Genomic DNA, 11,024 nt, shown 5'->3' on the forward strand with positions numbered 1-11,024 from the left:
CGATTAGGCATAGAAACAGGGACATTTAACATTATTGAATAATATTACGTTTCCGGGTCTTTACACTGCGATCGTCCAAATGCTTCTACGATCGCCAATTATCCAGTTTTAAACTGTAACCCAATCCTTGAATCCGCTGATAGTGCGATAAATTGCCCGTCACCAAAGTCAAATCGTATTGTAGAGCAGTAGCAGCAATTATCGCATCAGCCAGACCTATTGGTTGTCCCGTTCTTTCCAAATCTCCGTAAATGCGCCCTGCCATTTCAGCAATCCGAACATCTACTATCAACACTTCCGCACTAGCAATAGCCGCTAAAAACTGCTGAATTCGGTCTTCCCGTTGAAGCTTATGCCATCCTTTAACAACCTCCGCCACTGTGATGACCGAAATAGTGTACTGTCCAAATACATTCAGATAAGCGGTAGCTTTGGCTAAGACGCGCTGATTAATACGCTTGCGGCTTTCAGAAAAAATATCTGTGTCAAGTAATGCTTTGTCCAAATTTTTGATTTAATGGATGTGCCGATCGATTTTTCATAATATCACCCATTATCTCATCAACCAATTCAGGTTCATCTTCCCACCCCCCCAGCAAAGGATACTTGTCCACTTCCGCCACAGCCATTTGCCTAACGGCTTCTACAATCAATTCGTCTTTTGTGCAGTTGTGTACCTTTGACAACCAATTTACACGCGCCAGAGTTGCTTCGTCGAGATCTAGTTCAATTTTTGCCATTTCGCCTGCCCTTTGCTATCCCAACATCAGGCAATTTTAGCTTACTTCAGGTGGTAACGCCCCCTACCATGCTTATGTTTGTACTGCAAATTCCTCTGGGTCGATTCCCCAATTCACCCATCGTATCGCCTCACGAGCCGATCGCATATGCGGCGGTACTCGTAAAAAGTGAATGAACCCCGTGCTGGGACAAGTCATCTTTATCAAATAAATTGGCTCCTCCTTTACATCATTCTCGATTTTTAACAATGTGTATTTCTGCCAATTATCTATCTCAGTTGTTTGCAACTCTTGGCAGATTCGCTCGTAGCCAATCGCCTTAACTAGCACCCGCCTTACTTCCGCGTTTTTTTCTTCTAAAATCCATTCTGTTTTCCAATTTTGCAGCGGTACTATCCCGTATTTTTCAGGTAACACTACACCGTCATAAAAGTAGAAATCGCTGCAACTTTGTTCATCGGGACGCTGAAGGGCAGATTTGCGGAAAATGTGGAGGCTGTTTTCTGGGTCAACCGAAAGTTCGATCGGCCCTTCCACCCGATCGCGTCCTTTATTTTTAGCGCAATCGAGCGCTTCTTCAGCGGCTCTCATCAGTAATGATAAGCTTAATTCAGTTTCCGGAAAGACAACAACCATTCCCACAGAGATAGTCATGCGAAATTTTTGATTGTCCCATTGTAAATCCAGTAGCTTAGTTCCTTCCCTAAGTTCTTCAGCTAGACGTTTGATATTTTCTAAGGATGTTTCTGGCAATAACACTACAAATTCGTCACCTCCTATGCGGATGGCAATATTTATTTCCCCGACTTTTTTTTGCAAAAACATCCCAAACTTTTGCAAAAAAGCATCACCCGCACCATAGTTTAAAACATCGTTGTACCTTTTAAAATGGTCAATGTCTAACAGTATAATACCAAGCAATTGCTGGCTTTTTTCCTGGCCACGCAACTTTTTTTCTAACTCTCTTAGGTAACGTGTGTTAAATAAACCTGTGAGAAAATCGCGGTTTGTCATTTCCTGTACAGTGGATGTTTTTACTTAAATTTGAGTTGGCACGGTGGAAATAGCTAATATAATGGCGATCGGAGCCTCTTGCTCTGGTGTCAGTTCGGTAATTTTGCCTGCGGACATTTTAAGTTTCTAAGGAAAACTTCTCTGGCGTAATTCCCCAATTCACCCAACGAATCGCCTCTTTCGCCGATTCAAAATTAGGAGGTACGCGCAATGTATGAATCATTGCCGTACTCGGACAGGTCATTTTTAGCAGATAAATTGGTTCCACATCGATATTATTATCAATTTTTAGTAAAGTATATTCTCGCCAATCATCTAATTTAGTAAATTGCAACTCTTGGCTAATTCTGCCGTAACCGATCCCTTGAATTAACACTCGCCGAATTTCGGCATTTTCCTCGGATAATAACCATTCAGCTTGCCACTGATGGGGGTGCAAAACGCCGTATTTTTCAGGTAAAGTTACACCGTGATGGGAGTACAAGCAATAACCATCACCAAACTGTACGGCGGGTTTTCCTTCTGCATGGAGGCGATTTTGATTATCGAAAAATAGTTCGACCGGTCGATCGCTCAAAATGCAAATATCTTCCCACAGGTAAATCCAGCTACAATGCTTCACCAAAGATTGAAATACCGACCAAATATTTTCTGCGCGATCGCACCTTAATATGGAGATACAAAATTCCAGCCAACTTGCCTCGCTCACCCATAATTGCGGTTCGATGCAGTTGACAAATTCGCTGTTTATATGCTTTTGCAGTTGATTGCGTAATTGGTCGTGCATCCGGCTTCCGAGTCCGGGCTCAAGTTTGTGCCATAACTGATTGCTCGTTCGCTCACCTATTTGCAGTCTCAGTTGCAGTCGCAGCGGTCGGTACAAATAATTTATAACTTCAATACTCGAAAGCGCCCGATCGGTTTTCGGCGCAATTTTCATCGCCGCATAAGGACTTTCGCAAAAAACTATTTTAGGTTCCTTTTTCCCCATCAACTCGTAAACCGATCGCACTGCTGCTGCGGCTTTTTTACGATCGATCCGTTTGGTGGAAAGAGCGATCGCTCTCCACTTTTGGCGAATTATCGGAATCAAAGCTTCTTGCTCTAGGGTAAGCTTGTCAATCCTAGTTGGCGACATATTGCCAGACCTGCCCCAATATTTAATCAAAATCAATTTATGTTTCCACAGAAAATTCTGCCGGGTCAATTCCCCAATTTACCCAGCCAATTGCTTCCCGTGCCGATCGCATATGCGGCGGTACGCGAGTGGCGTGAATATATCCCGTGCTAGGGCAAGTCATTTTCAACAAATATATCGGCTCCACATCAACATCGCTATCTATTTTTAATAGAGTGTATTCTCGCCAAGAATCCAACTCTTGAGCTTGCAATTCTTGACAAATACGCCCGTAGCCAATTCCCTGAATTAACACACGCCTCAGTTCGGCGTTATTTTCTTCTAACAGCCATTGTGCCTGCCACTGGTGCGGGTAGAGGCTGCCATATTTTTCCGGCAATCGCACACCACGGTAAGCATACACCCTATATCCATCGCCAAACTCAATTGCCGGTTCCCCTTCTGCGTGGAGGCGATTTTCGCTATCGAAACGGATCTGACGGGGACGATCGCAAACTAGACAAGCTTTTTCCAGCGGAAACACCCAACCGCACTCTTGGACTAAGGATTGCAAGGCCGACCACTTTTCTCGATCGTAATCGCAATTGAGGACAGAAATACAGAAATCGATCGTATCTACAGAAAGCGCCTGCATATTGCGAATTAAACCGGACACAAGCGCCCATCCACTCGCTATTCCCAACAAAGACGAGTGCCAATCTTGCTGCCATTGTTGGATTGGAGGTAAGTTTGCCAGCGGTTTCCACAACGTTTCTTCCCATTGTTTGGATAGCGGCTCACCCACCTGCGTCCACAAAAAATCGCCAATTTGGGCGATGAACTGTCCTCCTGGCTGTTGCAGCAACTGCTCCCGCATCGATGCTTGCTGTTGCTCCCACATTTGCTGGATCAGTCTCTCCTGCCACTCCAGCCAGAGCTGTCCCAACAATTCATCTTGTCTCGGAATCACAAAATCTGGCAATGCAAACAGCAACAGAGAAAATCGATCGTGAGATGATTCCGATTGCAACTTTTGCCAAAGTTCCGCGTGAATCTGATGCTGAATGCGATCGCACAGTTGAGTTGGCAACCACACCAACAAAGGAGCTCCCAATTCCTGCGCCAATTGGTGAGCAGACTTTTCTGCCACCAATTCCCCAAGTGCGGCGGGACTTGACAAAAAGCGAATTTCCGGTTTTTGTTTGCCCATCGCCGCATAAGCAGCTTTGACTGCATAGGCAGCTTTTTGGCGATCGATCGGCTCAGTGGAAAGGTCAATACCTCTCCACTTATGCCGATAAACGGGAAGCAAAGCTTCTTGCTCTGGAGTCAGCTTCTCAACTTTAGTCGGCGACATACCGCCATCCCGCTGGTTCGTATTCCCGCTGAATCCTCACCATCCAGTTACCTTGGGGAATCGAAATCTGCTTATGCTCTTCGTGGGTTAAGATTGCTTCCTTGGAAAACACGCGCAGATAAAGAGTACCATCCCGCTCTAATAACTCAGCTTCTCCCTTGCTAATGCGGTGAGCGTGTCCCGTCACCTCACCCTCTGCCAATGTTAAGTGAGGTAATTTTTTCCCCTCAGCTTGCTGCGCTGGCAGTAAAATCACATCGCCTTGTCGAATCGGTTGCATTGGCTCTCTCCCAAAACACATCAAAGTTTGGATACAGCTGGCTGTTCCGTCTACCCAGTCGGCAGTTCTCCGCCAGATAAAAATTTAGTTTGACTTAGCAATGATTATACGCTATCATCCATCCAAAATTTTAACATCAGCGAGTTGCGGTGCAGAGGGAGAGAGGGGGAAAATTAATATTTTTCCTTTTCTCTATTACCTCCCCCGCTACCTACATTCCCAAACGCAAAAAGATGCTGCCTTTGATCGCGATCGGCACCAGTACAATCGCTGCCAAGGTATAAAAGAGCAATCTGAGCTTCATAGATATTACGGTTAGCGTTCGTTTGGCGATCGCGTTGAGCCAATGCTGGGCTGGGACAGCGTTAAAAAGTCTGAAGACTATTAAAGCTTTCATCAAGCTAGCGTAAATTCTTTTGTCTCCAAGTGCTATATCCGTTGGAAATGCTTAAACTTAGTTTAGTACTAGCAAAAAAACGCCAACTCAAGTCCGCTCCACATTTTGACTCGCTAGCGGGCTTGTCTAAAACTTACGGTTAGGTCAAAAATCCTAGCTGGCGCTTAACTCCATCGCTGTAGTGCTAGTTCGGAAACTATCCTTTTAAACAGCGAGCTTTCAGCCTTGAGGGTGCTAAATTTGACTGAAAGTATTTACCTAGTTCTGCGAGGGCTTGGGTAGCATTTCTGAGGTAATCGATCTGCTAGTCCTTGCCTCTCAGGGTTTATAAATTTTGATAACTATGAGGCGATCGCTATGCTTGAGCTAAAATATAGCAAACCTTCCCAACCTGCAACGCAAAGCGGATTACACTCTCCTGGCGCGGATGTTGAAGAACGACTAGAAGACTTGGAACGTGCCGATCGATCCCTCTACAAAATGATCGGGATGGAAGTTTGGTCGATCGCTAAAACGATGGACGACATATATCCCGGTTTTTGGAATCAGTTTATGGCTAATCGTCGCATTGCTATGAAAAATTTTATCGATCAAAAGCAAAATCATCGCGCCAACGAGGAGCATCCTTTCCTATAAAAATGGTATAATCCGATTTGGCTTGATTAGAGGCATTTGTGAGTAGCTTTCAGGGATTGAAACAACCCATCCCCCAAATTAGCGTGGAGCAGTTAGCCAGCCTACTGGCAGCTGGTAAAGAGAATCTACAGTTGGTGGATGTCCGAGAACCGCAAGAAGTTGCGATCGCCAGGTTGGAAGGTTTTGAGAATCTACCTTTGAGCGAGTTTGGCAAATGGTCTGGTGAGATCCAAAACCGCTTCGATCCTCACGCAGAGACAATTGTACTTTGTCACCACGGTGTCCGCTCTGCCCAAATGTGTCAGTGGTTGATCGTGGAAGGATTTACCAATGTCAAAAATGTCACGGGTGGTATTGATGCCTACTCTAGCCTGATTGACTCTACAATTCCTCGTTACTAGCAAAAGTCAAACTTGACATACTCCCGCCGCTAAGAGAGGAGTACCGAATATAGCGGGGGATTCCCAATAATTATTGGTTCGCAGTTCATTGATGTGACTTAAAGCAAGAGCGTCTCCGTTCTTGAGCCAGAGGTCAGTTTCTAGAAAGCGCTTTCACCTTTTTGAGGTCAGATTCGGTATGCCCTACCGTACTGTTGTTTAAATATTCAGCTAACAACTTAAATCCCTTTGCCAAGATATTTCTGGCTGCGTTGTGGTCACGGTCTAAAACTGTGCCACAGCTATTACATCTATGCGTTCTAGTGCTGAGGGTTTTCTTCATCTTTGCGCCACAAACAGAACAATCAATAGTTGTGTTGTGGGGCGGTACAGCGACAACTATTACACCATGAACTTTGGCAAAATATTGAAGCCATTGCGTGAATCGATACCAAGAAGCATCACTAATAGATTTAGCTAAGTGGTGATTCTTTACCATATTTCGTATCTTAAGATCTTCGTAGACAATTAGGTCGTTAGATCTAACTAGCGCCAAAGCATCTTTTCGAGCCTTGTCTTCACGCTGTCTACTTACTTTAAGATGTTGTTTAGCTAAAGCCTGACGTACTTTATGGTATCTATTTGACTGTTTCTTCCCCTTGGTATGCTTTTTAGAAACCCGACGTTGAAGCATTTTCAATCTTCGTTCTGATTTCCTTAAATACCGGGGGTTATCAACAGTATTGCCATCGGAATCGGTATAGAACTCTTTCAGCCCTAAATCGATTCCCGTCATCTTACCTTGGAACTCATGCTCCTGGAGTCTATCCCAGTCCACTAAGAACTGAGCATAATAGCCGTCAGCACGTCTAATGACTCGAACTCTAGAGATTTGTTTTTCTGAATACCAGACCAAATTTCTAGAACTCCATAAATTCATCGTTCCCATCTCAAATCCATCGGTGAAAGTTATTTGCTTTCTATCAGCGGACAACTTCCATCCACTATTTTTGTATTCAACAGAACGACTGAATTTCTTGTATTTCGGATAGCCCTTCTTTCCGGGTTTCCCCAATCTACAGTTCTCATAAAAACGTTGAATGGCAGACCACGCACGATCTGCGTGAGCCTGCCTAGCTTGGGAGTTGAGCTTTTTAGTCCAAGGGGTTTCTTTATTCTTAGCTAGTACCGAACAAAGTTTTTGGAGGTCGTTACGAGTGACCCCTTTGTTATCTTCCCAATAACGCAAACAAGTATTCCTAATGAATTGCCCCGTGCGGATCGCTTCATCTAACTTACTGTATTGCGATTGAGTCCCTTTTAACTTTGCTTCGATTACTAACATGATGTGATGATATCACATTTACCCGCTACAAACACAGGTAGAACTATAATGATTCGCTATCGCTCAGTTATTAGTTGGTCGGCATTGATCTCTCCGCTAAACCGTTGGCGGTACTCAGCTTCGCTTCGATAAATCCGCCTCGGTTATACCGGGAGCCTTCTGCCGACATTAAGGTAAAAAGTAAAAAATCAGAAATTTTGCTTCTGAAAAATTAGAAATTTCGATCCGATAGCAGTAGAGACGTTGAATTCAACGTCTCTACTGCTGTTTCAAAGAAAGCAGTAAATCCTATGTATATGGGTTATAATTGCATATAAAAACTATAGTTAAAATGATGATTGTAATTATAATTTTTCTCGAAAAAATAACGAACGAACACTGATGACTAATGACTAAATAATCAACTTTTATACTTGCTAATGAGATGCGCTACTCGCCTGTCGGAATGCAGCGATCGCATCTGGCATATCTGTTAGCTGCCAGCAAAAATGGGAAATCTTTGCCTCAAGCTGTGCGTCTTGTTTTGCTATGGTAAACATATGACCACCTCTGCGGCCCCAGTCAGCAAAGAAACACGGGTTGTATTTGCTACAACTATGTTCGGAAAGATATGGTATAAGGTGAAGACGGTATCGCATTTGAGATCTAGCGCAAGTGTAGGTACTTTGTTATCATCTTTAACCACTATTAAAGATTATCTGGCGCGATCGCGGCACTTTTTTTTAAAATCCTTTTCAAATCCCGTTTGGCTGGAAACCTCTATGCAAATCCATCTTACAGATCGGCAACAACATATTCTTTGGGCAACGGTTCGCCACTATATAGCCACGGCAGAACCGGTAGGGTCGAAAGCCTTGCTAGAAGAGTACAGACTCAGTGTCAGCCCAGCCACGGTTCGCAATGCCATGAACGTTTTAGAAAAAGCTGGGTTGCTTTATCAACCCCACACTTCTGCGGGACGGGTGCCCTCCGACTCTGGCTATCGTATTTACGTTGACCAGCTGATCTCGCCGGATGGAACCCTAGCGCGGCAAGTGGAACAATTGCTGCAAGACAAGCTTAATAAGGAGAATTGGAGCTTTGAGGCGCTGTTGCAGGGTGCGGCTCAAATTCTCGCGACTCTGAGCGGTTACATTACCCTAATCACTATGCCTCAGACTCGCACTACCCAACTGCGACATTTGCAATTGGTACATATGGAACCGGGTCAGGTAATGCTGATAGTGGTGACGGATAACTATGAAACGCAGTCGGTTTTGATGGAGTTAGCCACACCAATTGATGCCACTCAACCGGATGCAGAAATTATCGATCGAGAGTTGCAGATTTTATCTAATTTTTTGAATAGCCAGCTGCGGGGACGATCGCTTTTAGAATTGGCGGCGCTAGACTGGACTCAGATCGATCGGGAATTTCAACGGTATGGGGAATTCCTCAAAAATTTATTTGCAGAAGTATCTCGTCGCAGTCAACCGGCAGCTTGCACGCAAATTCTGATTCGCGGAGTTGCCGAAGTGCTGCGTCAACCAGAATTTTCCGAGTTGCAGCAAATCAAAACTTTGATTCACCTGTTAGAAGAAGAACAAGACCAACTGTGGCCGTTAATTTTTGAATCGCCAGAAGTGCAGGGAATAAGCGAATCGCAGGTAGGACACCTGTGCCACAAGAACCAACAAGGTAAACGGGTGACGGTGCGAATTGGTGCGGAAAATCCTTTAGAACCGATACGCACCTGCACGTTGATTTCTGCAACTTATCGACAGGGTACAGTGCCGGTGGGAAGTGTCGGCGTTTTGGGGCCTACCCGGATGGTATATGAAAATGCGATCGCTGTGGTGGAAGCTGCCGCCGACTATCTCTCGGAAGCATTGAGTTAACAATTTGTAACTTAATATGCAAGTCGAGCTTGCCCAGTCGAGCTGATTTTGCAGTACTTTTCAACTCCATCACAATCCTGTATCAAACCCCTCTTGAAGCCAGGGCAAACTGTGAGTTTCAATGGAGGTATTTCCCAACTGTAGAAAACTGCCTTTGTGCAAAATATACAAGTTCTCAGTTGGAACCATAACGGAAAGGGGGCTTGCCAATGTTGGAATTCGTAGCTTTGTTATCAACAGGCTTCTGGTTATTCATGATTTACGATTGCGTTCAAAACGAGCGTGAAAAGAATACTTGGCTTTGGATTTTAATTTTCCTCAATTTTCCCGGTGCTGTTATCTACTTTTTAACGCGAAAGCTGCCCAGAATGGATGTCACGGTACCCAAGTACTTTACTCGCTGGACCCGCAGTCGGGAACTTTGGATTGCGGAAGCAGATGCAAAAAATATCGGTAAGGCGCATCAGTTTGTTGTTTTGGGAAATCTTCTCTCCGAGATGGGAATGCTCGATCGAGCCGAAATTGCCTACAAAACAGCTTTAGAAAAAGAACCGGATCATACCCAAGCTCTTTGGGGCGCTGCGTTCGTTGATATGCAGAATAAAAAATTTGGAAGCGCTAAAGAATATTTGGAAAAACTGTTAAAATTAGAACCAGATTATAAATATGGAGATGGTTCTCTTGCTTATGCTAAAACCCTCGTAGCTCTGCAAGATTGGTCAGCGGCTAAAGCACATTTGGAAAAAGACATCAGACAGTGGAGTCATCCCGAAGCATATATTATGATGGCGACAATTCAGTCCCAAGAAGGTAACCCCCAAGAAGCTCGGAGATATGTGGAGACAATGCTGTCGAGAGTTAGAGGTTCTTCTTATTTTCACTACAAGCGCAATCGCCATTGGGTTAATAAGGGAGAAAAATTATTAAAAACTTTGCCTAAATAAAGTAAATTTGAGGTGTTAGATATTCAGTGTTAGCGAGCAGAATTATGCCTAGAAAAATTGCCTTTTGGTTACTGTGGATTGGGTTTGTCAGCTACGCATTTCTACTCGCTCCGCCTACACAATCAGATACGTGGACGTTGATTAAAAATCTTTCGATCGGCAAATTAGAAGGTATTAATCCCATAATTGTCTCCCTTTTCTATATTATGGGTGTTTGGCCGATGATTTACAGTTGTGTGCTGTTTATTGACGGCAAAGGGCAGAAAATTCGCGCATGGCCTTTTGCGATTGGTTCGTTTGGTGTAGGAGCATTTGCAGTATTGCCATATCTAGCTTTGCGCGAACAAAATAGAGAATTTACCGGGGAAAAAAATATATTCCTCAAGGTAGTTGATTCGCGCTGGACAGCTATTTTTATTAGTTTGAGCGCTGTCGGTTTAGTTGGCTATGCAATGCTTGCTGGAGACTGGGGAGATTTTATTAAACAATGGCAAACCAGTCAATTTATTCATGTGATGAGCTTGGATTTTTGTATGCTTTGTCTGTTGTTTCCGGCGCTAGTAGGAGACGATATGGTGCGTCGCGATATCAAAAATAAACAAGTTTTTGGGGCGGTTTCGTTTATTCCTTTGTTTGGCGCACTTTTATATCTTTGTTTGCGTCCGCCTTTGCCAGAATCTAGTGGAAAGGTAGCGGAAGAAGCTGTGAGGAGTATGTAGGATAGGGAAATTTATGGGTAGTTGTGAGGGAAACCCCACCCCCCCCCCCCCCCCCCCCCCGGAAACCCCCCCCCCCCCCCCCCCCCCCCCCCGAAACCCCCCCCCCCCCCCCCCCCCCCCCCCGTAAACACCCCCCCCCCCCCCCCCCCCCCCCCCGGGGGGGGGGAAATTTTTAGAGAGGGGAAAAGTGGGTTTTGTTATAAAAAAAAATAAAAAAA

The 11,024-nt window shown here is 44.6% G+C and carries 14 protein-coding genes; 5 read left to right on the forward strand and 9 right to left on the reverse strand.

Features of this window, described 5'->3' with window-relative positions; translation table 11 throughout:
• Positions 1–85: 85 nt before the first annotated feature.
• The 7 genes from ACE1CD_RS01855 to ACE1CD_RS01885 form a co-directional block, all read right to left on the reverse strand.
• Entirely contained in the window at positions 86–505 is a 420-nt protein-coding gene (locus ACE1CD_RS01855; protein ID WP_374799725.1) for a PIN domain-containing protein, read from the reverse strand.
• Complete coding sequence (locus ACE1CD_RS01860) at positions 486–740, reverse strand: hypothetical protein (protein ID WP_374799723.1); 255 nt, start codon at positions 738–740, stop codon at positions 486–488. Before ACE1CD_RS01860 ends, ACE1CD_RS01855 begins: the two co-directional genes overlap by 20 nt.
• 72 nt (positions 741–812) lie before the next feature.
• The gene (locus tag ACE1CD_RS01865; protein ID WP_374821161.1) at positions 813–1,754 is read right to left on the reverse strand and encodes a diguanylate cyclase domain-containing protein; all 942 of its coding nucleotides are present in this window, start codon (positions 1,752–1,754) and stop codon (positions 813–815) included.
• 118 nt (positions 1,755–1,872) lie between these two features.
• Positions 1,873–2,892 (reverse strand): DUF6745 domain-containing protein, encoded by a 1,020-nt coding sequence (locus ACE1CD_RS01870; RefSeq protein WP_374799719.1) that lies wholly within the window; start codon positions 2,890–2,892, stop codon positions 1,873–1,875.
• Positions 2,893–2,929: 37 nt separating this feature from the next.
• Positions 2,930–4,228 carry a DUF6745 domain-containing protein gene (locus ACE1CD_RS01875; RefSeq protein WP_374821164.1) on the reverse strand — a complete coding sequence of 433 codons (1,299 nt, stop codon included), beginning with the start codon at positions 4,226–4,228 and terminating at the stop codon, positions 2,930–2,932.
• A complete protein-coding gene (locus ACE1CD_RS01880; RefSeq protein ID WP_374799715.1) occupies positions 4,215–4,508 on the reverse strand; it encodes a hypothetical protein in 294 nt (97 codons plus the stop codon). The genes ACE1CD_RS01875 and ACE1CD_RS01880 overlap by 14 nt, the downstream gene beginning before the upstream one ends.
• 211 nt (positions 4,509–4,719) lie before the next feature.
• A complete protein-coding gene (locus ACE1CD_RS01885) occupies positions 4,720–4,905 on the reverse strand; it encodes a hypothetical protein (RefSeq protein ID WP_374821167.1) in 186 nt (61 codons plus the stop codon).
• 357 nt (positions 4,906–5,262) lie between these two features.
• Here ACE1CD_RS01885 and ACE1CD_RS01890 point away from each other — a divergent pair, with 357 nt between their 5' ends.
• Together ACE1CD_RS01890 and ACE1CD_RS01895 are read left to right on the forward strand one after the other, a co-directional pair.
• Positions 5,263–5,541, forward strand: coding sequence for a hypothetical protein (locus ACE1CD_RS01890; protein ID WP_374799711.1), 279 nt, complete (start codon positions 5,263–5,265; stop codon positions 5,539–5,541).
• 38 nt (positions 5,542–5,579) lie between these two features.
• Positions 5,580–5,942: a rhodanese-like domain-containing protein gene (locus tag ACE1CD_RS01895; RefSeq protein ID WP_374821170.1), complete on the forward strand. Its 363-nt coding sequence runs from the start codon at positions 5,580–5,582 to the stop codon at positions 5,940–5,942.
• Between the two features lie 133 nt (positions 5,943–6,075).
• On the opposite strand, the gene ACE1CD_RS01900 is transcribed toward ACE1CD_RS01895, so the two are convergent.
• Entirely contained in the window at positions 6,076–7,266 is a 1,191-nt protein-coding gene (locus ACE1CD_RS01900; protein WP_374821173.1) for an RNA-guided endonuclease InsQ/TnpB family protein, read from the reverse strand.
• 416 nt (positions 7,267–7,682) lie between these two features.
• Positions 7,683–7,805 carry a hypothetical protein gene (locus ACE1CD_RS01905; RefSeq protein ID WP_374821176.1) on the reverse strand — a complete coding sequence of 41 codons (123 nt, stop codon included), beginning with the start codon at positions 7,803–7,805 and terminating at the stop codon, positions 7,683–7,685.
• A gap of 222 nt (positions 7,806–8,027) precedes the next feature.
• On the opposite strand from ACE1CD_RS01905, the gene hrcA reads away from it, so the two are divergent.
• The 3 genes from hrcA to ACE1CD_RS01920 all read left to right on the forward strand — a co-directional run bounded on the left by hrcA (position 8,028) and on the right by ACE1CD_RS01920 (position 10,806).
• Entirely contained in the window at positions 8,028–9,143 is a 1,116-nt protein-coding gene (gene hrcA / locus ACE1CD_RS01910; RefSeq protein WP_374798600.1) for a heat-inducible transcriptional repressor HrcA, read from the forward strand.
• Between the two features lie 209 nt (positions 9,144–9,352).
• Positions 9,353–10,087: a tetratricopeptide repeat protein gene (locus tag ACE1CD_RS01915; RefSeq protein ID WP_374798599.1), complete on the forward strand. Its 735-nt coding sequence runs from the start codon at positions 9,353–9,355 to the stop codon at positions 10,085–10,087.
• Positions 10,088–10,131: 44 nt separating this feature from the next.
• Positions 10,132–10,806, forward strand: coding sequence for a DUF2834 domain-containing protein (locus tag ACE1CD_RS01920; protein ID WP_374821179.1), 675 nt, complete (start codon positions 10,132–10,134; stop codon positions 10,804–10,806).
• The last annotated feature ends 218 nt before the right edge of the window (positions 10,807–11,024 follow it).

Origin of the sequence: Aerosakkonema sp. BLCC-F183 (assembly GCF_041929145.1) — a bacterium.
Taxonomy (GTDB): Bacteria; Cyanobacteriota; Cyanobacteriia; order Cyanobacteriales; family Aerosakkonemataceae; genus Aerosakkonema.